This window comes from Brevundimonas sp. BH3, from assembly GCF_045345115.1.
In the GTDB taxonomy this organism is placed as follows: domain Bacteria; phylum Pseudomonadota; class Alphaproteobacteria; order Caulobacterales; family Caulobacteraceae; genus Brevundimonas.
Window position 1 is genome coordinate 2,562,066 of the sequence record NZ_CP150796.1, and the last position, 25,139, is coordinate 2,587,204.

The window sequence follows — 25,139 nt, forward strand, 5'->3', positions numbered from 1 at the left end:
CCCTTGCGACATTCCAAAAATAGGCAGGAGGAACGGCCCGAGCCAGCCTCCTGCCTATTTCCTAAAGCAGCCTGCTTTTACCCAAAAGGTTTTCAGGTCTCGATCCGTCGATGTCCCTTGCTGACATAGGCGCGATGGCGGTTCGCGACGGTCTGATCCCTTTGCTTGGTGGTATTGAAGAATATCCACTCGCATTCGACGCGCTGCGGTTTTACGTCGAGCATCATATAGCCGCGTCCATGGGTCTGCGCCCAAACCAGTTCGGGATTGGCTTCGACAAAGCCGCGCGCGACATTGGCGTGATCTATTCCCATCTGGCGCTCCATGCCGTTCGAGGTCACGGCCTGTCCTGCGAACTCTACGCCTGCCGGACGCCTGTCCTCTGCCAGAGAATAGGCCCATGCATTGTGACTATCGCCGGACAAGACAACGAGGTCTGCATCCGCCTGTTGAGCCGCTTTCAGGAAACGGGAGCGCGCTTGCGGATAGCCATCCCATCGGTCCATCCACATCGGCAGACCCACCGCGCCAGCACGCGCGGCGTTGCTATAGCTGTTGCGCGCACCTTCACTGATATCCGAACGCAACCAGTTGACCGCATCCTGTGGCATGACCGTTCGGCCCATGATGCAGGCCATGCCGACCAGTTGCCACGCCGAGGTGCGGGCATTGCGGCGGAACTCGCGTTCGATCCACGCTTCCTGTGTAGACCCGAGCATGGAGGCTGTCGGATCCATCCATTCACTGTCACGGAAGTTCGACAGGGCGACCGATGTCCCCGCCCGATAGGCCGCACCGATATCGGCCTGACGGGTCCGGCCGATCAGGCGTGATTCTGTTCGGTACAGTGTTGCGAGTTCGCCGATATGATATGCCTTCCAAGGCTCCTCGGAGATCGGCATCCATTCGAGATAGGCTTGGGCCGCGGCAGCGCGTCGCGTGGCCCAGTCGCCTTCGTTGGCCTGATGGTTCTGGGCTCCGCCTTCCCAGCTGTCATTGGCCGATTCATGGTCGTCCCACAGGCAGACCATCGGGGCCGAAGCGTGAAGGGCCTGAAGGTCGGGATCGGCGCGGTAACAGGCATAACGCAGGCGGTAATCGGCAAGCGCTACCATTTCATGATCGTGTGCCGGCAGAACGACACGCTCGGCGATACGGTCAGCCTCCGCATAGGAAGCGATCCCGTATTCATAGATATAGTCGCCAACGTGCAGCCACAGATCTACGTCCTCGCGTCTGGCCGCATGCGCATAGGCATTGAACCAGCCCATCGGCAGGTTGGAGCATGAGAATACCCCCATGCGGAAATGCTCGGCCTTGCCTTCCGGCAGGGTGCAGATGCGACCGGCCATCGAGCGCGTGCCGTCGGGCGCGACAAAACGGAACCAGTAGGTCGAGCCTGCCGTCAGGCCGTCCACAGTCACCTTGACCGTCCAGTCGCGATAACCGCCCGTACGAACAGTTTCACGATGCAGGATGCGGTTGAAATCACGATCTGCCGACACCTCTACATCAAGGGTCACTTCACTGCCCTGCCCCTGTGGCACATAACGCGTCCACAAAAGCATGCTGTCAGAGGCGGGCTCGCCACTGGCGACACCGTGGGTAAAGCCGCTGGCCGTCAGCAACTGTTGGGCCAGAGCCGTCCCGCCGGGCAAACCGAGCGCCATCAAACCCAGACTTCCCCCCATCACCAAACGGCGACGGTCAATCTGAAGAGTCATTTTACAGTCCCAAATAGAGGTCGGGCGATCTGCAGAGCTCGCCCCGATTTGCACTGTGGCCGCGCGAGGGTATCGCGCGGCCACAGCCGTTTCAGAGATCGGAAGCGATCAGAAAACGCCCTTGATGCCGATGTTCCACATCGATCCGTAGACGGTGTACTGCTGCACACGGTCACGCTCGTTGGAATAGATGATGTCCGGCGAGTTGAAGATGTTGCGACCGGCCAGCATCAGATCGAAGTTGTCGTTGATCTTGTAGTTGACGCTGACGTTCCACAGTTCGCGGGCGGTATGGTACAGGATGCCGTTGTTAGGGGTCGTCGGCGTATTGTTCAGACCGCTGACACGGTATTTCGACTGCCAGTTGCCGTTCAGGTTGAAGTCGAAACGACCGATCTGGTAGCGCACACCCCAGTTGGCCGACTGTTTTGGCGTCCCCTGACGTTCGCCGTCCGGATCCAGATAGGTGATGGACGCATTCACACCAAGCCCCTTCCACGCCCCCGGCAGGAAGTTCAGTTGCTGGTTATACTCCGCCACATAGCCACGATTAGTGCTGGTCCCCGGCAGGTTCTGTGCGCTGCGGAAGGTATAGCCCGCATACTCGTTCGGATCGAAGCCGACATCTTCGGGGTTCACCGTCATGCCGGTAACCTGCATGTCGTCCATGTCGAGCTGGTAGGCCGACAGACCGATCAGACCCGAGGCCGGCAGATAGTATTGCAGGCTCAGATAATATTTGGTCGAGCGTTCCGGTCGCAGTTCCGGGTTCGGAACATTGACGATCATCGTTTCATCATTGACCGAAACCACACCACCAAGATTGCCGTAGTCCGGGCGCAGGATCGACTGGCTGAACGAGGCCTGCCCCACCAGACGGTCGGTGAAGTCGAACTTCGCACCACCGCTCCAGAACCAGTCGTCATACTGGCCTTTGCGGTCCTGATAGGTGCCGTTATTGTACTGGTACATCAGCCCCTCGACAGTGCTGACCGACAGTCCTGCGTCCGTCACTTCCTTGACAGGGCGGATAACGGCGACGCGCGCGGCTGTCTCTGTATTCTCGTAGCGCAGGCCCAGATTGAAACGGGCACGACCGGCGTCGGCATTGGCCTCGAGGTAAGCCGAGGTGATGTCTTCCTGAACGCGTTTGTTATTGTCCAGACGACGCTTCAGATTGCCGACTTCATCGGCAACGAAATATTCCGGATGCTCGGCATAGATGTCGTACATTCCGTAGTTGCTGTCAGCGCGCCAGCCTTGGGTATTCATGTTGCCCGCATCGAAACCGATGATTTCAAAGCGGTACTTCTGGGTCGCAAGTATACCGGCCTCAGGCGACATCTGGGTGAGGTCACCATTGGGGCCAACATACTGGAACTGCTGCCACGAGCCCTCATTGGTGCTCCAGTCGTTGGAGCGCCCGCCAAGACCCGCCATCAGGGTATACTGGACATTGCCCAGATTGAGACGCTTCTTCACATCGAAGTTCAGCGACATCATCTCGTTGACCGCGTCCGACTCTGCGGTGCGGATATTGTTGCCGATATCCATGTCGCGATTGAAGCTGGAAGGGTCGCCCCACGGACGGCCAGCCGTCTGGGTCAGGTACCATGCATTGGAACGGGTGCTGTCACGCTCCATCAGGAAGCCGATACCCGTCAACTGCGTGTCGGTGCGCTGGAAGAAGCCCTTGCTGGTGTCACGGAAGTTGAACTCTGCACCGGAAAGGCTGGCGCGCAGAACGGCCTCCCACGTCTCGCCCTTATATTCTAGTTTCGGCGCGATCAGATAGGTCGGCGTACCAGCATAACGGTGTGAATAGCCGGTATAAAGACGGGTATTCTTGCCGTCCGGATTCACCTCGATACGCGTACCGGTCGATTCCGGCGTGGCATAAGAGCGGTTCGCCGTGCCGAAGTTCAGATAGGTGTACTGGTTGAAATACTCGACATCATAAAACGAGTAGTTGCTGCGCAGCGAGAACACCAACTGGTCGGTGAACTGATAATCGAGCGCCAGATTGGCTGCCGTACGCGATGTCAGTTTTGGCCCCGGACGCCACATCACCTGATATGGGACGACGCGGCCATCGGGCAGGTAGGACCAGTCTGTCTGGATACGGTCCTGCTGAACATAGTTGGCGTTGTGGCTGGCGCTGAAAGCCAAGCCCAGTCGCCCGTCCAGATAGGTGTCGGCATAGCTGAACTGGGCGGACGGGAAAATGCTGGAATGCTTCTTGTCATCCGGCATGTAGTGGCGCGACAGCGAGGCATTCGACGTGGCCACACCACCCAGTTGGAAGCGGATCTGGCGCTCGGGCAATTGGAAGGCATAGCGGCTGCGCAGATTGATGCTGCCGCCCGGCGAATCCGCGTCCATGCTGGCCAGCAGGGTGTGGTTCAACTCGATCATGTCGATGCCGGTGATCGACATCTGCTCGAACGAGTTTTGACGGCCGGAATTGTTGTTGGAGGTCGCCGTCGCCATACGCGCGCCGTCCATGGTGAAGGTCGAGTATTTCGGCGGCAGGCCCCCGATACGAACCGCCGTGGCGTCCACCTCGGTATAGTCCAGCGACAGGCCCGGCATGGACTTCATGAACTCGCCGACATCGCCCATGGTCAGAGCACCGAAATTGTCGGCAGGCACCACGTTCTTGGCGTTCATGGCCACGCGGCGTTCCATCAGTGCCTTGGCCTGTCCTCCGCGCGCCGCCGTCACCACAACCTCGTCGACCGACGCGACACCCTCTGCGCCTGCAAATGTCAGGGCCGTAAGCTGGATGTCCGCAGTGGCGGTTTGACCGGCCACAACCGTCACGTCTGCGCGAGCGTCCTGAAGACCGGCATAACGCACGATCAGGGTCGTAGAACCCTCGGGCACGCCGCCGAGGCGGAACAGGCCGCTGTCCTCGGTATAGGCGACGATATTGGTGCCCGCGACACGCACTTCGGCGTTACGGATGTATTCACCCGACACCGTGTCGAACACACGGCCGCGCACGGCACCGGTGCCGACCGGCGACTGCGCCACCACGGTATCGGCGACGGCCACCTGAGGCAGGACCACAGCACACGCTGCCGTAACAGCAGGAAGCATGGCCAGCGTACGAAGGCTAACGCCAGCCAGTTGGAAAGAACGCGCTTTCATTGAAATACTCGAAGGCTTGGGGAGGTAAGAAAGAAAAGCGGAGCCCCTGATGGGCGGCCTCAACGGGAGACGGGTGCCACCACAGGCACGAAGGGCTGGTCAGCCTTTCCGGTCCAGCGCATCAGGGTGATATCGGCCGTCTGTGACCCGCGAGTTCCGGAGTTGACGGCAAGATAGAACAGGCCGTCGCCGACCGGCTCCAGACCGACATCGGACTTCTGGTTCCAGCCGCGAATGTCCGTAGCCGGGTCACGCAGGCCGTCCTCGGCCAGCGGCAACAACAGGCCCTGTTCCCATCCGTTCCCGTCTGCGGCGGGCACCCCCACCAGATCGCCACGGGCCGGTCGGGCGTCCGCGTCGAAAGCAAACATCAGATAGTTGGGATAATGCGGCTTGCGTCCGGCATAGACGCCCATGAACCAGCGGTTGCTGTCCGCATCATAGGCCAGGTTCTGGATTCCGTAGGTGGTGTTGCCGGTCCGCACGAAATACTTGCCGTCCGCATGGTCGGGACCGCTTCTGTGCGGGGCGCTTTCGACAAGCGGACGGACAAGATCATCCCATTCGCTCACATCATACTGGAGCAAGACCTGATGGTCGTTATCGGAGCGGCCCGTATGGCTGTAGATGCCATACCCGACAGTCAGCCTTTGCGGGCCATCATGCGAGCCGAAGCGGGGACCGAACGCCACGCCATCGATTCCCGAAGCGCCATAGCGATGGTCTAAGGTCTCGGCAATATTGCCGTCAAAACGGCCATTACCATCCATATCGGCGGCATAGTCGCGACCGACTTCGGCCAGATGGACCGTCTGAAACAAGGGTGACGTCGCGGCTGAAATACCGATCCGGTCAACACCCGCCACGTCGATGACGGCGATATAGAAGGCTTCATCCGCCTTGTATTCGAGTGAACCGTAGAGCTTTCCATTGGCCGGATTGAGCGCCAGATCACCCAGATGGCCCGTCCAACCGACAAGTGTCCCGACGAGGTTGCCCTCAAAGTCGTATTTGGCCAGCAGGTCGGTAAAAGAATAGTAGATGAAGCCATTGGCGCGATCGACGGCAATACCCTGAACATGGCCTGCATCCCATGTTCCGCCATTCTGCGTCAAAGGCAGGTCAGCCAGACCTGCGGCCTCTTGCGCCTCGGCTCCTGAAACCCCAACGCCCCCCAGCGTCATGCCGAACAGCAAAACTGCGGACACGATTGCTCTGTTTTTACTACGCGACAGCATTAACGCCCCTCTTTACCAAGGGGGCGCTTAGCGACCGTTCACGAAGCTAAATGCAAAGCTGAAAGATATCCGCGCGACAATCTCGCGATAGAATCGTGTCTCTTCGTCCGCTCAGGGATCATGTTCGGCGGGCATGAGATCCGGCGACGTGTCTCGCCCACGCGCTGTGATCTCTATGCCCGCCTGCGCTTCTTTCACAGCTCTCGCCACTAACGTAATCGGCTCAGTACAGCGGTTGTCCCGAACGGATGCGGCCAATCAGGGCCTCGAACTGTTCTTTCTTGAGCCCGCCAGGAATAAGCACGCCGTTGACCACAAAGGCCGGTGTGCCACGCAGGGCAAGTGCCGATGCCTCAACCGTATTCCTGCGGATTACAGCGTCGATTTCGCTGCGGTGAGCGGTGAGGTCGGCCTCCAGTTGCGCCATATCCGCGCCTGCCTCGGTTGCCAACCTTCGTGCGGTGGCATCGCTGTCGATACGGCCGGGTGCGCCCATAAAGGCCTTATGGACCTCGTGGTATTTACCCTGATAGCCAGCGGCCAACGCGATACGCGAGGCATTTTCCGACACCTCGCCAAAGATCGGCCATTCCTTGTAAAGGACGCGGACCTTGGAGTCAGAAGCCATCAGGCCTTCCAGCTCGGGGATCATCATTTTGCAGTAGGGGCAGTTATAGTCCATGTAGCCGATGATGGTGACATCAGCCTCTTCGGCACCGAGAAACGGGGTTGCAGGGTCCCGCAACAGAGCATTGAAGCCCACGTCCATAATCATGGCACCGCCACCGCTTTGAGGCTGGCTGTTGGCATCGGCCGGACCACATGCACCCAAAGCTATGGCTGCGGCCAGCGCGGCCGCAAGCGAGACAAATTTCATCCTGCACTCCCTGATCGCCACGCCTCGATAGCGGGCTTTGAACTGGAGGCTCCAAGTCTCCCTCCCAGCTTAAGGGCGGCTTAAGCCCTAGTTCAGGCGCGCGATCTGGTGTGCAATCTGTTCGGGCGCGATCTCGCCAATATGGGCATGGCCTAGCGTGCCGTCCGCGTTCAGGAATAACGTCACCGGCAGCCCCACGGTGCGATAATGTTCAGGCACATCCATCGCCGGATCGAGCAAGATGTGCCGCAGATTTATATCTTCCATTTCCAGATAGTCTCGGATCTTGTCACCCCCCTCACCCTGATTGATGAAGAGGAAACGCACGTCAGGATTGCGCTCTTCGGCCTGTGCCAGAGCCGGCATTTCACGGCGGCATGGCGGACACCACGTCGCCCACAGATTAATCACTGTCGGCCTATCGTCCGCTTGAGACAGGGTGACCGGCGGACCGTCCAGCTGATCCAGCGTCATATGCGGTGCAGGAAGGGGCTCGGTCGCCGAAGTCAACTGATAGGCAAGGGTCCAAACCAAGGCACTGACGGCCACAGGCACAAGCGCCCAGCCGCGCTCGCGCTTGGTCTTCAACAGAAGAATACTCGCCAAGACCACGACCGGAGCCACCCATATCCACTGGAACCCGCTCTGCCACACGGCAAAGACGCGTAAGGGGGCCTCTGCGAAATATTCCCAATGGGTGAGCACATGCCCGATGCGGGCGGCGGCCAGCCCCCCGAACACCACCACCGTGCTCCAGAGGTTGAAACGTTCATTAACCCGCATTGCCAACAAGCCTGCGCCGATCATGAAAACAAAAACACCGGCAATGATGCCCAACCGTTCGCCGGAAAGCACAATCGTACCCAGTTGCAGGCCGTTCATCAGCTTGTCCTTCCAGCACCGGCGATGCCCTCCAACACCGCATCGGCAGTCACCGTACCGACGAGGCGTGCAGCCTTGCGTTCCTCGCCATCGGATCCAATGAACAGCATGGTTGGCGGCCCCACAATCGCGTATCGGGCCATGATCGCGCGCACGGCCTCGTCATTGGATGTGACATCGACCTTTATCAGATCCGTCTGTTCCAGAGCCTGTCGCACATTGCGATCGCGCAGAACATTCTTCTCGATGGCCCGGCACGTCACACACCAGTCCGCCGTGAAATAAACCACAGCCGTATTGCCCTGTATTGCAGAACGCTCCAGCGCCGCAGCCAGTGTATTCTCGTCCAAGACCGTAGCCGCGACGCGATATGGGGCCTCTTCGCCCGATGTCGTGTTCGAGGCGGCCAAAGCCAGCGGTCGCCATGGATCGGACGCGCCCGAAGCAACACCCGCGAGCCAGAATACACCCCACACACCGACAGCCACCGCCAATGCCCGTGACACCACCACCAGCGCCGCAACAGTAGATTGCGACAGACGCCACAAGGCGACTGCGATGGCCAACGCCATAAGAGCACCTGACGCCATGACAATATGGACAGGCAGAATGCGCGAGAGCAGCCACCACGCCATCGCGACAAACACAAAGCCGAAGGCCGCTTTGACATGGTTCATCCACGCCCCAGCCCTCGGCAGGAAGCGGGCTCCGGCCGTGCCGAACAGAACCAGAGGTACTCCCTTTCCAAGACCCAAGCTGAACAGGGCGGCGGCTCCAAGCACAGCATCTCCGGTCTGTGCGATATACAGCAGCGCTCCTGCCAAGGGGGCCGTCACACATGGGCCGACGATGAGGGCAGACGCAAAGCCCATACCGCCTGCCGAAGCCAGCGAGCGTCGGCCTGTCTTGGCCGTCCCGCCAAAACGCTCGGTCCACCAGCGCGGCAGGGTCAGATCAAAGCCTCCGAACATCGAGGCTGCCAGCACAAGAAAGATGATGGCAAGGGTTCCGATAGCCCATGAAGTCTGAAGAACCATCTGCAGATTCTGCCCCGACCATGCTGCCGCAAATCCGAGCCCGGCAAAGGCCAGAGCCAGACCCAGCACATAGGCAACCGACAGGAAGAAACCACGGCGTGTTCCGCTGGTATCCTGCCCGATCACACCCGCAAGGATCGGGTACATCGGAAAGACACAGGGCGTGAAGGCCAACAAGAGTCCGAAGCCGAAAAAGGCAAGCAGCACCCACAGACCACCACCCTGACTGACCAGATTTTCGATCAGGCTGTTTGCCGGAGCGGCCTCCGTCGCCACCTCATCAGTGGCTTCCATGGCCGGTGCCTCCAAGACAGGCAGCGGGGCAGTCTCAACCGTTTCAGACACATTCTCGCGGGTAAGGGATAATTCCGGCGGGGCGCTGGATGCGACACTATCGGGGGCCTGCGCTTTCGTCTTGGTCGCGGCCGGTAGCTGCGGTACCTGCACCTCTGTGGTCACCGGCGGATAACAAATCAAGCCATCCTCGCAGCCTTGATAGGTGACCTGAACAGTTGCGGGATGACCGGCAGTCGCGAGGGCCGCCGCACTGACAACGGCCTCGCCGTTTGCGAACCAAACACTGACCTTGCCGAACCCCGGATCGTCCTTTTCAACCCCCGAGGAAAGACGGGTCGCCAGTATGTTGGCGTTTGCCTTTACAACCGTATGATCGCGATAAAGGTAATGCCCTTCCGCTATCTTCCACCGGATCGAAAAATCGCCGTTTGCCTGCCTTTCGGTCCGCAATACAAAAGCCTGATCGGCAGACAGGAACTGTGCTGCGCTTGAGGCAAGCGGCAGCGCGGTCATGGTGACAAGCGTCACAATTACCGCAGTAAGGTGGATTAGAGACTTGATCGGCTTCATGTGGCTGCAGTCGTCGCTACAGCTTAAGCCAGACTTAAGCCCACAGTGTCAGCGGTCATCCATGAGAGTTCTGGTTGTTGAAGATGATCCGGTTATCGCGGACGGTCTAAGGATCGGACTGCGGGATCGCGGCTATGTTGTCGAACCATTGCGATGTGTCGACGACGCGCTGGCGGCACTGGAAACCGCCCCTTTCGATGCCGCAATCATCGATCTTGGCCTGCCCGATGGAGAGGGCCTTGATGTCCTGCACTTCATTCGACGCAAGGCACTTGGCACCAGCGTCATCATCCTGACGGCCCGGGATCGCACCAGCCAGCGGATTGAGGGCCTCGATGCCGGAGCGGACGACTATATGGTCAAGCCGTTCGACCTCGACGAACTGGCCGCGCGTCTCAGGGCCGTACGCCGTCGCGCACTGGGCCAACACCAAAACCTTGTCACCCACGGACCGGTGTCGGCCGACCCGGTAACACGGCAGGTCTGGTGCGACGCTGAAACTGTCCAGTTGTCACGCCGAGAGTTCGATATTCTGCACGCGCTGCTGGAGCGTCCTTCCCAGGTTCTGTCCCGCCACCAGCTCGAGGAAAGACTGTATGGCTGGCAGGAGGATATCGGCTCAAACGCCGTCGAGGTGCATATCCATAATCTGAGGGCCAAGCTGGGCAGCCGCTTCATCCGCACCGTGCGCGGCGTGGGATACACCCTGCAATGACCTCCATGCGGCTTAGAATTTTTCTGCTTCTGGTCCTGATGACCAGTCTGGTCTGGGGCGGATCCGTGATCTGGGTCCAGTGGCAAACCCGTCAGGAGGTCCAGCACGTTCTTGACAGGCGCCTGATGGAGTCGGCCAGCATGGTGTCCTCGTTGATCGGCGAGGGACAGGTTGCGCCGGTCATTCGTCCCCCTGCCCCCGCTGGCGATTATGAATATGCCCAGCAGCTGTCCTGTCAGATATGGACACTGGGCGGGGACCTCGTCGCACGATCATCCAGCGCCCCTTCGGAAATGCTGGCTGCCTCTGAAGACGGTTTCTCCGAACGCAAGATCAATGGCGAGCACTGGCGGGTCTATACGGTCAAGGTACCCGACACGACCTATCGCGTCATGGTGGGCGACAGTCTGGCGGTGCGTGACGGACTGGTCACCAGCGTCGTGCAGAGCCTGCTGTTTCCGGCCCTGTTAGGACTGGCGGCGCTGGGTTTGTTGTTCTGGAGCGTGCTGAATTCGGGCCTAAGTCCGGTGCGGCGTATGGCCCAGGCTCTCGCGGCCCGCGATCCCAAGACGCTGCCCCCGTTAGACGCGCCTGCAGACGCATCCGAGCTTCACCCCATCGTCGATGCCGTGAACCATCTGATGACGCGCGTAAAAAGCGCACGCCAACGTGAGGCCGAGTTCACTGCTGCCGCTGCCCACGAGATCAGAACGCCGCTCGCCGGTATCCGTCTGCAAGCACAGGTCGCGGCCAGCACATCCGACCCGAAAACCCGTGGCGAGGCGCTTAGCCAAATTCAGTCTTCTATCGACAGAACTGCCCTGTTGGTCAGTAATCTTCTGACCCTCGCCCAAGAGGACGAGAGCGCAATCGTGGTGCCTGAAGACCGCAAATGGACCGCACTGTCCAAACTTCTAGATCCGACTTTGCGCGATCCACGCCTAGAATTACCGGCGCAGGAGAAGCTGTTGCTGGTCGAACCAGACCGGTTTGCACTGGTCCTCAACAACCTTCTGTCGAATGCAATTCGTCATGCCGACAAGGCGATAAAAATTGCATTCGAAACCGATCGGGAAGGCAGTGTTGTGGTGATCGAGGATGATGGTCAAGGCGTAAAACCTGCGGACCTACCCCAGCTTGGGCAGAGGTTTTATCGCCCGTCGGGATCAACCAGTATGGGCAGCGGTCTGGGGCTTTCCATCGCCAAGTCCGCAGCCGAAGCCCATGGAGCAAGCCTGTCGTTCATGCCCTCAAAACTGGGAGGTTTGAGGATCGAAATCCGTGGCATTACAGCCCGATAGGGCCTTGGAAAACGATCGGTCACGCACAAAGACGCAGCAATTGTTTGCCCTTATTGGCTCCACTGAACAAGCGCAGGAAGGTGGCGGGGATGTCTTCGAAACCGTGCTGTATATCCGTGCGGTAGCGCAGCGTTCCTGCCGCCAGCCAGTCGCGCAGTTCGGCACTGGCCTGTGGCACCTGATCCAGATGGTCCAGCAGGATAAAGCCCTGCATCGAAATCCTGTAGGAAATCATGCGTGACAGATTGCGCGGGCCGGGGGCCGGTTCGGCGTCATTATAGCCCGAGATAGAGCCACACAGGACGATACGTCCGTGAAACGCCATCCGGCCGATAGCGGCCTCCAATATGTCACCACCCACATTGTCAAAGAACAGGTCCACGCCATCAGGGGCCAGTTCGGCCAGACGCGCCGACACATCTTCGCTGCGATAATCAATGGCGGCATCGGCTCCGTAATCCTCGACCAGCCAGCGGCATTTTTCGGCCCCGCCCGCTATGCCGATCACCCGCGCTCCGTTCAGGCGAGCAATCTGCACCACCATGCTGCCGACCGCGCCCGCGGCCCCCGACACCAACACACAGTCGCCGCTTTTGACGCCGCCAACAGTTTTGATACCGACCCATGCCGTCAGGCTGGCTGCCCCCAGAACTCCAAGCGCCTCCTCAGGGGCAACATCTTCGGGAATGAGGATGGGAGCCGTCTCGCCGACCTTGTTCACCACGGCATAGTCTTGCCATCCAAACAGACCCCGCACGAAACGGCCCACCGGATAGGCCGGATTTTGCGAAGCGATCACCTCGGCTGCTGCACTGCCCCGCACCGGCTCGCCGAGGGCCATCGGGGCCATATAGCTCGTGCCCTTGTCCATCCATCCGCGCTGGGCCGGATCAAAACCAAGCATCCGGTTACGGACCAGAATCTCGCCTGCTGCCAGATCGGGCACAGGAATTTCGGCATCAATGCGTGCGAAATCCTCCAACCTCACCTGCCCTACTGGACGACGTGCCAGCACCCATTGGCGGTTCATTGTCATTGGTGGCCTCCCGATTATCCGCCCACTATCGAATGGCCCCGCACCCGCGACCAGACAGCCGTGTTCAACACAGCGTTTCCGTAAGGACGGCTAATCTAGGCCGTTAAATTTTGGATGTTAGGGGGGACCCGATTTGGGCAGATTCAGGAGTTGCCATGTCCGACACCGAAGCCCGCCTCGCGCGGTTGGAACAGAAGCTACAGTCCCTTCAGGACTATGTGGCCGTCTGCCAGATCATCGCCCGCTATGGCCCACAGGCCGACACCGCCGACACGTTTGAACGCGGCCAGAAGGTCGGCGATCTTTGGAGCGAAGACGGTGTTTACGAACTGGGCAATGGCTGGGCCGGAAAGGGTCGTGACGGTATTGCCGGATTGCTCGACAATGATGTCCACCGCGCGCTTGTACGCGAAGGGGCCGCCCACATCCCCAGCATGCCTAATGTAACCGTCGATGGCGACCGCGCCTGCGCCGTCAACTATTCAAGGGTCTATAAACACGAGAACGGCGTGTTCAATGTCTGGCGCGTGTCGGTGAATGTGTGGGAGCTGGCCCGTATCGACGGGACGTGGAAAATCCAGTGGCGCACCAATCGCCTGCTGAACGGATCGGACGATGCCCGCGCTATCTTGCGGACCATCGATCATGCAGAGGGCCTGAAATGACCGATACGCTTCTGGAGCCAGCAGCCGAAGCGACGACGACCGATCCGCTGTTCCAGCCGATCAGCATCCGTGAACTGACCTTGCGCAACCGCGTCTCCATGTCGCCGATGACGCGCTATCATTCGCCGGATGGTGTGCCGGGCGCGGATGTCGCTTCCTATTATCAGCGCCGGGCCGAGGCAGGCGTCGGCCTGATTGTCACCGAGGGTGTGGGCATTGATCATCTGACCTCTGTCGATGATCCCGCAATTCCCCATATGTATGGCAAGGCCGCCCTTGAGGGTTGGCGGCGTGTCACCGATGCCGTCCGCGCGGCGGGCGGACGTATCTTTCCGCAGCTCTGGCATCAGGGGCCGTTGCGCGACCCTGCCCGATCCAACCGGCCCGATCTGGTCGGTTCGCGCCCATCAGGTCATTGGGGCAAGGCGGGTCATACTTCGTATGGGGATGACTATGTCGATGCCATGCGTGCCCCGACGCAGCCCATGAGCACAGGCGAAATCGCCGACATTATCGCCGCCTTTGCCGGTGCCGCCCGCAATGCCATGGAGGCCGGATTTGACGGCGTGGCCCTGCATGGTGGCCACGGCTATCTGATCGACAGCTTCCTGTGGCACGAAACCAACCACCGCGATGACCGCTATGGCGGCGATAGTGCCCGTCGCGCCGCCTTTGCCGCCGAGATCGTAGCGGTTGTGCGGGCCGAGATCGGCAATGCCCCGATCATGTTCCGCTTTTCCCAGCACAAACAACAGGACTATGGCGCACGTTTGGGCGAAACGCCCGAAGAACTGGGCGCATTGCTGGTACCGTTGGCCGAGGCCGGCGTGGACCTGTTTGATGCCAGCGGACGGGTGTTTGATCGTCCGGCGTTTGAAGGCTCCAACCTGTCACTGGCGGGATGGGCAAAAAAACTGACCGGCAAGCCGACTGTTGCCATTGGCGGTATCGGTCTGGGCAATGGTCTGGGTGAGACCCTGAGCGGCAGCAGCGAGACCAAGCCGCTGGACAACCTGCAAGCTGCACGCGATGCCATTGCCCGTCAGGAGTTCGACATGGCCGGTGTAGGCCGAGCCATACTGAATGACCCGCAATGGGTCGAGCGGGTCAGGACGGGCCAACCCTTTATTCCCTTCGACCGCGCCAATCTGGGCCGACTGTCCTAAGACCTCACAAAAAAAGGGCCGCTCATTGAGCGGCCCTTTCCGGTTGGGACGGTTAATCCGTCATGCGGGGGTGTGGCCCAGCGTGGCCTTAACCTCGAGGAACTCGGCAAAGGCGTGATCGCCCCACTCGCGGCCATTGCCCGACTGTTTAAAGCCCCCGAACGGAGCCATGAGATCAGGGGCCGGACCATTAATCGCCACCTGACCGGCACGAAGCTGGCGGGCGATCTTGCGGGCATTGTCGATGTCACCAGACTGCACATAGGCCGCCAGTCCATAGACGGTGTCGTTGGCGATCCTGACGGCATCTTCCACCGTGTCATAAGGAATGATCGAAAGCACCGGCCCGAAGATTTCCTCACGGGCAATGGTCATGTCGGGATCGACATCGGCAAAGATGGTGGGGCGGACATAATAGCCGACATCCAGACCGTCGGGACGCCCTGCCCCGCCCGTGACCAGAGTGGCCCCTTCGTCGATACCCTTTGAAATCAGGCCCTGAATCTTGTTCCACTGGGCCTCGGACACCACCGGTCCCATACGGGCATCGCCTTGCGGGTCGCCGACGGTGATAGCCTCGGCGGCAGCACGGGCGGCGGTCTTGACCTCGTCCATGCGATCACGCGGCACCAGCATACGCGTGGGCGCATTACAGGACTGGCCGCTATTGTTCATGATGTGGTCCACGCCTGCCGTGACAGCCTTGGCGATATCGGCATCGGGCAAAACAATATTGGCCGACTTGCCACCCAGTTCCTGATGCACGCGCTTGATGGTCGGGGCGGCATTTCTGGCCACCTCGATGCCCGCGCGGGTCGAGCCGGTAAAGCTGACCATATCCACCTCGGGATGGCTGCTGAGGGCCGCACCCACACCCGGCCCGTCACCATTGACCATGTTATAAACGCCCGCCGGAACACCGGCCGCATCCATGATCTCGCTCCAGATAATGCCCGACAGCGGGGCCACTTCGGACGGTTTCAGCACCATGGTACAGCCCGTCGCCAACGCCGGAGCCACCTTGCAACCGATCTGGTTGGACGGCCAGTTCCACGGCGTGATGAAGGCGCATACGCCGATCGGTTCGCGGCTGATCAGGGTCGAGCCACGGGCTTCCTCGAATTCATAGTTTTTCAGCACCTCGATGGCGGTCGAAAGGTGCGCTGTGCCCATAAAGGCCTGTGCATTGCGCGACAGGGTGCGTGGTGCGCCCATTTCGGCCGTGATGGCCTTGGCCATTTCCTCGCGGCGGCGCTCATACTCGGCAAGAATCGCTTCAAGCAGTTCGATCCGTTCCTGACGCGTGGTGCGGGCAAAACTGTCAAAGGCGCGGCGCGCGGCCATGACGGCGCGATCCACATCCTCGGCCCCGCCCAGACTGATGCGGGCGACAGATTGTTCGGTGGCCGGATTGATAACATCCAGAGTGCGTGGAGCAACCGGATCAACCCATGCCCCGTCGATATAGAATTTCAGATGGTCGGACATGGTCCCTCCGCCAAGGATGAAAAAGAAAGGCCACCAGACATTCACACGGCAGCCGGAAATTTGGACATGAAAGATTTGGGGGCGACCTGTTGGCCGCCCCCGTCATTCCAGATCAGAACTTCACATTGGCTTGCAGGCCAAAGCTGCGCGGGTCGCCCCACTGGCGAATGGTGAACAGGCTCAGATTGATACCCGATACCCAATATTCTTCGTCCAGCAGATTCTTACCCCACAACGAGATCTCCATCAGACGACCATCGCCAATGTCGATATCGCTGAGCGAGATACGGCCATCCAGAAGACCATAGGCTTTACGGACCGACAGAGGGTCGCCGGTGATGTTGCCTTCCTGCTCGTCACGCCAGTTGTAGTTCAGGCTGGCGACGATATCGCCACCAACGGCTACATCATTCCAGCGATAGTCCACACCCAGCGTATAGTTGTGCTTGGGGATCAACGGGAAGACATAGGTGTCGGTCACGTCCTGACCCGAGGGCAGGATGAACTCGTCATACTCGGCCTTGGTGTAGCCATAGCCGAAGTTGATGCGCAGGTTGTCGATCGGACGCACAATGCCTTCCAGCTCGAAACCCGACATTGTGGCCTGACCGGCATTGATGATCGTCGTGGTTACCAGAGACGGCACAAAGACACCGGCCTGGAAGTCTTCATAATCGCTGTAATAGACCGCCGCCGACAGGCTGAGGCGCTTGTCGAACCACTGACCCTTGGTCCCGATTTCATAGGCCGTCAGTTTTTCAGGGTTATACGGCGTCATGAAGCCGGCATTGTTGGCTGCCACGTCGTTATTGCCGCCGCTCTTGAAGCCGGTGGCGTAACGCGCATAGACGTTCCAGTCCTCGCTCATCTTCCAGGCGATGTTAAACTCTGGCGTGAACTCCGACCACGAACCATCTGCCGTCAACGGGATCAGGTCCGAGGGGCCGATATTGCCCGGTCCCGGAAGGGCACCCAGAGCCGGACCACCGCTGCGGGTCACCGGATTGCCATTGGCATCGCGCTGGAACACACCCGATGCCGGATTGGCCGGATTAGCCAGATAGGTCGCGTAGCTCTGGCTCAACGACGTCGCCTGTTTCTCGTCCTTGCTGATGCGACCGCCAATCGTCAGGCTGAGGCGTTTTTCGAACGCATTGGGCGTCCAGGTCAGCTGACCATAGGCCGCATAGGACTTGTTGTCGGCCGACCGTTCCTGAAGATCATACTTGTTGCCGCCGAACTGGAAGTTCCAGCGCGGATTGAACACGTCATACTCTTCCTTGAAGCCGAACAGACCGAACGTGTAGTTGATCTGGCCGTTCGTGCCGATCAGTTGCAGCTCCTGCGAGGTCTGCTGATAGTCGTTGTTGAGCGTGAAGTGCATCAGATCGACGCCCACGCCGTCAAAGTCGGTCTGGCTCCACGACTGCATGGTGCGGTGAGCGGTGATCGACTTCACGGTTACATCACCAAAGAACGGCACACCGTCCTTGTTGTACTCGATCGTCAGGCCATGGCCGCTGACCGCAAAATCACTGCGGTTGGAATAGTCGTTGGCAATGCCCTTCGGACGCGAGGTGTGGATCGAGTCCTTGATATAAGGATACAGCGACGCATAGGCCCCGCCCGGACCGATTGCGCCCGGAGCGCTGATGGCCAGCATGGCGGGCGAAGACTTGCTGGACGTATCGTCATAGCTATAGGCAAACGACAGGGCCTCGGTCGGACGCCAGACAATGTCGATACGGCCCGCCTGTTGGTCCTGCGCGCCGAACGTATCAAAGCGGGCATCGGGGTGGGTATTGTCAAAGAAGCCGTCACGCTCGCGACCCGAATAGGCCACCTTGATGTCAAAGGCACCGATGCCTTCGCCAATCGTGCCAAAGCGCGGCAGATCCAGTGACAGACGTTGTTCAAACAGGTTCTCGCTGCCGATACCCAGCATGAACTTGCCGCCAAACACGCCGGTCGGTTTGCGGGTCACAAGGTTGACCGCACCACCGATGGTGTTCTTGCCGTAAAGCGTACCTTGCGGACCGCGCAGAACCTCGACACGTTCCAGATCAACAGTGTCGAAGGCGGCACCGGTCGATTTGGCGATCGGCACGCCATCAATATACAGACCAACCGGCTGGTCGCGTCCCAGGCTGGTATCTCCCGACGGAGCCAGACCGCGCATCGAGATCAGTGGACCAAAGGCACCGCCTACTGTCTGGTTGATCTGCACGTTGGGGACATAGCCCCCGATGGCCGAAACATCGGCAATACCTGCGCGTTGCAACTGTTCGCCGCCCAACGACGATACCGACAGCGGAACGTCAATCAGACGTTCTTCGCGGCGTTGTGCTGTAACGACAATATCGCCGATACGGGTTGCATCCTGCGCCTCTTCTTCTGCGGCACTCTGAGCTACAGCCGCCATAGGCATCATGCCAGCCAAGGCTGTACCCGCGAGCAGGACAGTCGCAATGCGATTCATGCGTCGTGTCATCTAACCCTCCCTATCAGCCCTGATCTTTTGCGATCTAACCGGCTGTTTGTTTTTATTTTTTAACGCCACTCAAGGATTGACGGCGGGAAGGGCCTCCATTCCCCTCCCGCCGCCTATCCTTTTTCGTTTAGCCGCCCAACCCCACAGGGGCGCTGCGAGCCAGAATGCTGTCCGTGCGACGGCGGATGTTCCCATCCGAACGCTCGCTTTGCGGCAGCAGCCAGAACTTGCCTTCGGCAATGCCGTCGAGCGCAAAATTGGCGACTTCTTCCGGTTCAGTGACCGGTACGCCGCCATTCTGCTGGGCCAGTTCGGCCATCGACTTGCCGGCCGGTTGCGGGCTGTCCGGATCGACAAAGGCCGCCGGTCGGGCCGAACGCATCAGGTTGGTGTTGACCAGATGCGGACCGGGGAACAAGAGGGCCGCCTTGACCTTGCCGCCCTGCGCTTCCAGTTGGTGGTGCAGAACCTCGGTCAGGCTGGTGACGGCTGCCTTGGTCGAGGCATAGACCGGCGTGCGGGCCGAAGGCACCAGACCGCCATTGGTGGAGGTGGTGTTGATGACATAGCCATCCTCGCCTCCTTCCAGCATGCGCGGCACAAAAGCACGGATACCGTGGACCACACCCATGACATGGATATTGTGACCCCACTCCCAGTCCTTGAGGGCCAGCGTCCAGATTGGCTCACGGAAGTCGCCAAGGCCCACACCGGCATTGTTGAATACCAGATGCACCTTACCGTGACGGGCAAAGACCTGATCGGCCAGCGCATCGACCGAAGCCTGATCCATCACATCGGCCACAATACCCGTGACGTCGCCGCCAGCGGTCCGCATTTCCGATGCCGTGGCTTCCAGAGCCTCGGCATTGATGTCACTGAGAACCACCTTGGCCCCGCGCTCGACAAGGGCTTCGCCCAGAGCGCGGCCCACGCCGCTGGCACCGCCGGTAACGACGGCCACCTTGCCTGCAAGATCACGCATTCTCGAGCGCAGCCTCGGAGGCCAGAGCGATCTCGATACCACCGGTCGGGTTCTCGTCGTAACGGCCCCACCAGAACGGCTGCAGCCATTCGCCCGGAACCTTTTCGAGAATTTCGCCGCCGGTTACGCTGCGACCTTCGGAATATTCCATCTTGAGCAGCTTGCGGACCGGCACGTCTATCAGCGGATCTGCGGCGGACTCGCGCAGGGTGATTTTGCCCCCCTCGACGACGTGGTGCATATCCCAGTCGCGGTCCCAGTTCAGCTGGGTCAGGAAGACATCGCCATCAAAGCCGAAGCCGTTGGCGATACCCGGCATGCCCTTGTAGCAGAACAGGTTTTCTGTAAACTTCTTGGCACCGAGGCTGTCGGCAATATTGCCTTCCAGCTCGACAAAGGCCACGCCGTTGCGGGTGCAGGTGACATGAACGTGGTTGCCGTTCTTGGTGAACTGGACATCGGCCAGTTTCTTGGGTTCGCCAAAGCGTTCACGACCACCGATGACGACAAACTCGCCGCCCATCGGCATGGCCAGAACGTACCAGCCGACCTTGCCCTTATAGGTGGACTCAACGCCCACCGTCATAGCTGCCGAAACGACCAGCTTGTCCGGCGTCGGACGCATTTCGACATAGGAAAACTGGATCAGGATTTTCGAGGCCGCGGTCGGTTCCAGCGGCTTGGGCAGCAGGGCCGCCACGATTTCCGGATCGGTTTCATAGAATGCGCGCAGGGTCTGCACGGTGTTCTTCAGACCACCCTGCGAGGCGCGCGCCTCCATAGCAGCCTTCAGCTTTTCGACATCCTGGACATAGCGGAGCTTGGCCATGGTCGTTCCTCCCATTTTCATTTTTGTTTTGAAGTCGCGAGTGGGCGGCCGTCCCCCAACGGCCGCCCGGTCACGGTCATGCCGCCTTGGCGAAACCGGACTTTTTCGGCCCGATACGGGCGGCGATCTTGTTCATCGCCTCCAGATCAAGGTCGTAAACATCAAGGGCATTTCCCCCCAACATCTTGGCAATGTGCTCGTCCGGCAGGCCGCCCAGGCTGGCGATCATCTTCGGATGGGTCTGCGGCCATGTGCCTTCGGGGTGCGGATAGTCCGTGCCCCACAGAACGCGGTCGATGCCGATATTGTAATAGGACTCAGTCGTTTCCTCGTCCGGTAGGGCCGAGCAGCCGACCCAGATATTGCGCTGAAAATACTCGCTCGGCTTCATCGACAGGTTCGAGCGGTGATCACCCAGCTTGCCGCTGGTGTGTTTGACCGAAGCGCGGATATCCATCAGTTCCAGCATCCACGGGAACCAGAACTCGCCGCCTGCTTCGGTGAAGGTCACCTTCAGGTTCGGGAACTGTTCGAACACGCCGCCGAAGATCATCGTCGACATAGGACGGGTCAGATAGAAGGCGTATTCCGACAGATAGACGCCGATCCAGCCCGGCTGGGCCGTGTCATAGGCAGGGGCAGCACCCGAGTGGAAGTTCACCGGCATGTTGAACTCTTGCAGCATGGCCCACATGCGGTGGTATTTCGGGTGATTGTAGAAGTCCCAACCTTCCATCAGGGTCGGCAGAACCACGCCCTTCAGACCGTTTTCCTTGGCCCAGAGGATTTCCTTCAGGTTCTCTTCCATGTCGTAGAAGGCCGGAATAATGGCCAGACCGATACGGCGCACCGGATCCATCTTACAGAAATCGGCCATCCAGCGGTTGTGGGCGCGGGCACCGGCCCATTGCAGATGGGCCTCCTTGGCGTTCGGGCGCAGGCCGATATCGGCACCGAAAGGCGGGGCATTACGCTCGGTAATGCCATCGGGATAGAGAACCTCGGCGACGACACCGTCTTCGTCCAGAACGCGGCTGCGGATATCGGAATCCCAAGCACCTTCAAGGCCATCACCTACCGACGCGCGCCAGTGATTGTTGAAGTCATCAAGAAGAAAATTCTTCTCGTGCTGCTCGCGGGCCGCGATTTCTTTGGCGACACGCTCGTCAAAAAGCTCGCGATATTGAGGATCAAGGTATTCGCGATATTTTTCCGGCGGAAGACCCGCATGACCATCAGAAGAAATGACCAGATAACGATCCATTGGAGGCTCCCACGTCTTTTATTCAGCCTCGACGCATAAGGGCGCAGGCCAGTTTTTAGATTTCGATGAAACGATTATTGACCAACGCCCGTCGACAACAAGCGCGTGGTTGCAGACGGTTTATCCGCATCAGGAAACAATCGAAGTGGCTGTGCGTGACAGATCGGGACGCCACAGCGAGGCGTTTTTCCAGGCAAAAATCATCAGTCCACCCATAACCACGCAGTTCAGGATGAACGGTGACGGCGTTGCCATTTCATAAAGCAGCACGCCGATGACAGGCGTGATGACAATCGACCCGCCCGACAGGCTGGACACCATTCCGGCAACAATCCCTTGCTGGTCCGGTCGCGCCGCCAGCGAGGCACCGGCGGTAAAACCGGGACGACAGAACGAGAAGCCCAGCGTCAGGACCACATAGCCCAGCGACAACATCCAGATGTCATGGGCAAACACCGTCAACAGATTGCCCGCCAGAGCCAAAAGGCCACCGGACCAGATCAGGGCTCGCGGCGACATCTTCAGCCACGGGATCAGCACCCACTGGCCGAAAAGCCCCGCCCCTGCCCCTGCCGCCATGGCCATACCGATATAGCGCTGGGCCTCTGTCGCCGGCAGGGCCACCACGTCCATAACAACAAAGCCGAGCGTGTAGACATTGATGGCCTGCACGCAGCATGACAGGAATCCGAAGATCAGCCACGGACCGATATCGCGGTCCAGCCAGATACCAAAGCCACGCTCCTTGCGCGCCGCCGCCGTGTGCACATTGGCGAACTTGTCGGGATAAAGCTTTGCGGGTGGGATATCGCGCGGAATAATCAGCGCCACCATCAGCAGAACCACGCCTGCGCCCAGCGCAAAAATGGTCATCGGCCCTGCCAGCCCCAAAAAGCCGAACACCAGCAAGGGTGACAGGGCGGGGCCAATAATCGTGCCCATGCCCAGAGCACCCGCCAAGGCAGACAGGGCCGATGTACGCTCCTTGGCCGATGTCCGGTCCGCCACATAGGCCTGACTGGACGAGGCGGTGGCCGATCCCAGTATGCCGAAAATGCCGCGGATCAGCAGAAAGGTAACGAACACCACCACCGGAGCCAGCAGAGCCTGAAGCCCTGCCCACACCACAAGCGCGCATCCCAGCATCGAAAAGACAAAGCCGCCCAGACCCAGCATCATCATCGGCTTGCGGCCGCGTACATCCGAAACCCGCGCCCAGTGCGGCGCGCTGATGGCCCACAGCAAGGCTGACAACGAGAAGATGGCGGCGACCAGATGATCGGACATCCCAATGGCCCGCCCGATCGCAGGCATGACCGAAATCAGGCCCGTATTGCCGATGGCCATCACCATCGAGACAATAAAGATCAGGACAAATATCCCGCGCGGGAGATTCATATCGTCTCGCGTCTTCAGCATATCCGCCCGGTCTTCGGTTATTTTACGAAGCACATCCGGCCTCCCCGCCTTGTTCACGGGTGCCCCCGTCCTTGGCAGAAATAGAACCCAGTGCGCGCGCAGCGATAAGTCGCCGCAGACGGCCAGAGTGTTTCGTCAGGCTCACCTATCGGCTGGCACCTACAGACCGGATTCACTGCCCTTTGCGGCATTGTCTCCGGACGCAAACAATCCGTTCGTTCCGGTGCCCTTCACCCGCTGATAGCCGTCTCATAGCGTCGTAGCAGGAACCAATCCCTGCTTTTAACGGAGTGATGCGGCGTGCTGGACAAACGGCTGGATCTGGATGGCTTTGTCGCCAGCCTGAAAGACGGAATGACGATCGGTATCGGTGGCTGGGCGACCCGTCGCAAACCGATGTCTCTGGTGCGCGCTATTGCCCGCTCGAACCTGAAAGACCTGACCATCGTGGCCTATGGCGGTCCCGATGTCGGCACGCTGGTGGCGGCAGGCAAGGTCAAGAAGCTGATCTTCGGCTTTGTCTCGCTGGACCATTTCCCGCTGGACCCACATTTCCGCGCCGCACGTCAGGCAGGTACGCTGGACGTCATGGAGCTGGACGAGGGACTGCTGCACTGGGGTCTGCGGGCCGCCGCTATGCACCTGCCCTTCCTGCCCGCCCAGTTCGGCATGGCCACCGATATTCCGGCGCAAGGCATCAAGACGATCAAGTCGCCCTATGAGGACGGCCAGACCCTTTTGGCCATGCCCGCTATCAAACTGGATGCGGCCATCATGCACGTCCACCGCGCCGACAAGGCGGGCAATACGCTAATCTTCAGCCCAGACCCCTTCTTCGACGATCTGATGGCGCGTGCCGCCGACAAGGTCTTCGTTTCCACCGAGCAGCTGGTGGAAACCGATGCGCTGGATCTTCCCGCCAATTCGCGCTTCCACCCGTTCGAGCGTAGCGTCGTTACCGGCGTGATCGAGGCTCCGCTGGGTGCCCACCCGACCGCGGCCAATCCCGACTACGGCATCGATATGGCCCACCTGAAAACCTATGTCGCGTCCAGCGGCGAAGGCTGGGGCGAGTATCGCGACCGCTTCGTCGATGTTGAACCCGACACCTATGTCGCCGCTGTCGGCGGAGCCGAACACATCCGCGCCCTTCCTGCTGCGATCTATTGAGGGGCATGACATGACCCAGACCACCGACACCTATAGCCTGATCGAACTGTGCATTGCCGCCGGTTCCGAGGCCTGGACCGATGATGGCGAGGTGCTGGCCACCGGCATTACCCTGATGCCGCGCCTTGCCGCAGGCCTTGCCAAGCTAACATGCAATCCGGCCCTGATGCTGACCGATGGCGAAAACCATTTCGTCGCCGAGCCGGTGCCCGCCGGTCCGCGCAATGGCTATCAGCCCAAGATCGAGGGCTGGATGCCGTTTGCCCGCACCTTTGACAATCTTTGGGGCGGTAAGCGTCACGCCATGGTGGTGCCGACCCAGATCGACCGTTTCGGCCAGACCAATATATCGGTCATCGGCGATCATGCCAAACCCAAGGCGGCCCTGCTGGGCGCGCGCGGCTATCCGGGTAACTCGATCAGCCATCCGAACAGCTATTTCGTGCCAACTCATAACACCCGCGCCTTCGTGGCGGGCGAAGTCGATTATGTGTGCGGCGTGGGTTACAACCCTGCCCGCTGGCCGGATGGCAAAAAGCCGCGCGGACTGGACCTGCGACGGGTCATCACCGATCTGGCCGTGCTGGATTTCGGCGGCAAGGACAACGCCATGCGGGTGCGCTCCTTGCACCCCGGTGTCACCTTCGAAGAGGTTCAGGAAAACACCGGCTTTGCGCTGGAACGTCCTGACCACATTCCTGAAACCAAGGCCCCAACCGCCGAACAGCTCAAACTGATCCGCGAGCATCTGGACCCGCACAATCTGCGGGCCACCCTCATTAAAGGCAATCCGGTCGGTGATCGCCGCCTCGCCAAGACCGAGGCCGCCTGA

General features: G+C 60.0%; 19 protein-coding genes. 6 read left to right on the forward strand and 13 right to left on the reverse strand.

Features of this window, described 5'->3' with window-relative positions:
- Positions 1 to 92: 92 nt before the first annotated feature.
- The 6 genes from WEU32_RS12595 to dsbD all read right to left on the reverse strand — a co-directional run bounded on the left by WEU32_RS12595 (position 93) and on the right by dsbD (position 9,721).
- On the reverse strand, positions 93 to 1,724 hold the full coding sequence (locus tag WEU32_RS12595; RefSeq protein ID WP_406852129.1) for an alkaline phosphatase D family protein: 1,632 nt from the start codon (positions 1,722 to 1,724) through the stop codon (positions 93 to 95).
- Between the two features lie 108 nt (positions 1,725 to 1,832).
- Positions 1,833 to 4,877: a TonB-dependent receptor domain-containing protein gene (locus WEU32_RS12600; RefSeq protein WP_406852130.1), complete on the reverse strand. Its 3,045-nt coding sequence runs from the start codon at positions 4,875 to 4,877 to the stop codon at positions 1,833 to 1,835.
- Positions 4,878 to 4,936: 59 nt separating this feature from the next.
- Positions 4,937 to 6,085, reverse strand: coding sequence for a hypothetical protein (locus WEU32_RS12605; protein ID WP_406852131.1), 1,149 nt, complete (start codon positions 6,083 to 6,085; stop codon positions 4,937 to 4,939).
- A gap of 253 nt (positions 6,086 to 6,338) precedes the next feature.
- Positions 6,339 to 6,992 carry a DsbA family protein gene (locus WEU32_RS12610; RefSeq protein ID WP_406852132.1) on the reverse strand — a complete coding sequence of 218 codons (654 nt, stop codon included), beginning with the start codon at positions 6,990 to 6,992 and terminating at the stop codon, positions 6,339 to 6,341.
- A gap of 87 nt (positions 6,993 to 7,079) precedes the next feature.
- Complete coding sequence (locus WEU32_RS12615) at positions 7,080 to 7,874, reverse strand: redoxin domain-containing protein (protein ID WP_406852133.1); 795 nt, start codon at positions 7,872 to 7,874, stop codon at positions 7,080 to 7,082.
- Positions 7,874 to 9,721, reverse strand: coding sequence for a protein-disulfide reductase DsbD (gene dsbD, locus WEU32_RS12620; RefSeq protein ID WP_406852134.1), 1,848 nt, complete (start codon positions 9,719 to 9,721; stop codon positions 7,874 to 7,876). Before dsbD ends, WEU32_RS12615 begins: the two co-directional genes overlap by 1 nt.
- 118 nt (positions 9,722 to 9,839) lie before the next feature.
- On the opposite strand from dsbD, the gene WEU32_RS12625 reads away from it, so the two are divergent.
- Both WEU32_RS12625 and WEU32_RS12630 read left to right on the forward strand, forming a co-directional pair.
- On the forward strand, positions 9,840 to 10,493 hold the full coding sequence (locus WEU32_RS12625; protein ID WP_406852135.1) for a response regulator: 654 nt from the start codon (positions 9,840 to 9,842) through the stop codon (positions 10,491 to 10,493).
- Positions 10,490 to 11,794: an ATP-binding protein gene (locus WEU32_RS12630; RefSeq protein WP_406852136.1), complete on the forward strand. Its 1,305-nt coding sequence runs from the start codon at positions 10,490 to 10,492 to the stop codon at positions 11,792 to 11,794. Before WEU32_RS12625 ends, WEU32_RS12630 begins: the two co-directional genes overlap by 4 nt.
- A 19-nt stretch (positions 11,795 to 11,813) precedes the next feature.
- Here the strand turns inward: WEU32_RS12630 and WEU32_RS12635 are convergent, their stop codons facing one another.
- Entirely contained in the window at positions 11,814 to 12,830 is a 1,017-nt protein-coding gene (locus WEU32_RS12635) for an NADP-dependent oxidoreductase (protein WP_406852137.1), read from the reverse strand.
- 155 nt (positions 12,831 to 12,985) lie between these two features.
- Between WEU32_RS12635 and WEU32_RS12640 the strand changes: the two genes are divergently transcribed.
- Together WEU32_RS12640 and WEU32_RS12645 are read left to right on the forward strand one after the other, a co-directional pair.
- On the forward strand, positions 12,986 to 13,495 hold the full coding sequence (locus WEU32_RS12640; protein ID WP_406852138.1) for a nuclear transport factor 2 family protein: 510 nt from the start codon (positions 12,986 to 12,988) through the stop codon (positions 13,493 to 13,495).
- Positions 13,492 to 14,661, forward strand: coding sequence for a 12-oxophytodienoate reductase (locus tag WEU32_RS12645; protein ID WP_406852139.1), 1,170 nt, complete (start codon positions 13,492 to 13,494; stop codon positions 14,659 to 14,661). The genes WEU32_RS12640 and WEU32_RS12645 overlap by 4 nt, the downstream gene beginning before the upstream one ends.
- Positions 14,662 to 14,721: 60 nt before the next feature.
- Here WEU32_RS12645 and WEU32_RS12650 read toward each other — a convergent pair whose 3' ends face one another.
- The 6 genes from WEU32_RS12650 to WEU32_RS12675 all read right to left on the reverse strand — a co-directional run bounded on the left by WEU32_RS12650 (position 14,722) and on the right by WEU32_RS12675 (position 23,137).
- On the reverse strand, positions 14,722 to 16,149 hold the full coding sequence (locus WEU32_RS12650) for an aldehyde dehydrogenase family protein (protein ID WP_406852140.1): 1,428 nt from the start codon (positions 16,147 to 16,149) through the stop codon (positions 14,722 to 14,724).
- A 112-nt stretch (positions 16,150 to 16,261) separates the two neighbouring features.
- Positions 16,262 to 18,640, reverse strand: coding sequence for a TonB-dependent receptor (locus tag WEU32_RS12655; RefSeq protein WP_406852141.1), 2,379 nt, complete (start codon positions 18,638 to 18,640; stop codon positions 16,262 to 16,264).
- A 127-nt stretch (positions 18,641 to 18,767) separates the two neighbouring features.
- A complete protein-coding gene (locus WEU32_RS12660) occupies positions 18,768 to 19,625 on the reverse strand; it encodes an SDR family NAD(P)-dependent oxidoreductase (protein WP_406852142.1) in 858 nt (285 codons plus the stop codon).
- A complete protein-coding gene (locus WEU32_RS12665; protein ID WP_312135536.1) occupies positions 19,618 to 20,454 on the reverse strand; it encodes an acetoacetate decarboxylase family protein in 837 nt (278 codons plus the stop codon). Before WEU32_RS12665 ends, WEU32_RS12660 begins: the two co-directional genes overlap by 8 nt.
- Before the next feature lie 76 nt (positions 20,455 to 20,530).
- A complete protein-coding gene (locus WEU32_RS12670) occupies positions 20,531 to 21,718 on the reverse strand; it encodes an amidohydrolase family protein (RefSeq protein WP_312135534.1) in 1,188 nt (395 codons plus the stop codon).
- 129 nt (positions 21,719 to 21,847) lie between these two features.
- Positions 21,848 to 23,137 carry an MFS transporter gene (locus tag WEU32_RS12675; RefSeq protein ID WP_406852143.1) on the reverse strand — a complete coding sequence of 430 codons (1,290 nt, stop codon included), beginning with the start codon at positions 23,135 to 23,137 and terminating at the stop codon, positions 21,848 to 21,850.
- Between the two features lie 300 nt (positions 23,138 to 23,437).
- On the opposite strand from WEU32_RS12675, the gene WEU32_RS12680 reads away from it, so the two are divergent.
- Together WEU32_RS12680 and WEU32_RS12685 are read left to right on the forward strand one after the other, a co-directional pair.
- Positions 23,438 to 24,307, forward strand: a complete 870-nt coding sequence (locus tag WEU32_RS12680) for a CoA transferase subunit A (protein WP_406852144.1) — start codon at positions 23,438 to 23,440, stop codon at positions 24,305 to 24,307.
- Positions 24,308 to 24,317: 10 nt separating this feature from the next.
- Entirely contained in the window at positions 24,318 to 25,139 is an 822-nt protein-coding gene (locus WEU32_RS12685) for a CoA-transferase subunit beta (protein WP_406852145.1), read from the forward strand.